At 34.1% G+C, this 615-nt stretch carries 1 protein-coding gene; it reads left to right on the forward strand.

What is annotated here, in order from left to right:
- Nucleotides 1-585: IS3 family transposase (locus IEV35_RS19990; protein ID WP_188386417.1), on the forward strand; the 585-nt coding region annotated here is incomplete at its 5' end.
- Nucleotides 586-615 lie beyond the last annotated feature (30 nt).

Here is a 615-nt window from a genome sequence, read left to right on the forward strand (position 1 = left end):
CGAAAGTCTCGATACAACTCCTATAAAGGAACCGTTGGTAAAGTGGCAAAAAACCGTTTGAATCGCCGTTTTAATACGCCTTATCGATTACAGAAGTTAGTAACAGATATCACCGAATTTAAATGTACTGGTAATAAGAAACTTTATTTAAGTCCAATACTAGATTTGTATAATAGTGAGATTATTTCTTATAGTATTTCCGATAGTCCAACATTAGAGTTTGCGCTCCAACCACTTAAGCAGGCAATAGAAATAATCAAAAACGGAGCTAAATATCGAACAACCATCCATTCAGATCAAGGATGGCATTACCAACATAAAAAATGGGTAAAAACATTAAAGAAAAACAAAATATTTCAAAGTATGTCTAGGAAAGCAACGTGTGCAGATAATGCGGCAATGGAGAATTTCTTTGGGATTATGAAACAGGAAATGTATTACGGGGAAGAATTATTGTCTTATACTCAACTGAAAGAAAAGATTGAAGGATATATTTATTACTACAATAACGAACGAATTAAAGCAAAATTAGCTGGTTTAAGTCCAGTACAATACCGAACTCAAACCAGCCAATCAGCTGCATAATAAAAACTCTAACTTTTGGGGGTCACCACC

Source organism: Ornithinibacillus halotolerans, assembly GCF_014637405.1.
Lineage (GTDB): Bacteria > Bacillota > Bacilli > Bacillales > Amphibacillaceae > Ornithinibacillus > Ornithinibacillus halotolerans.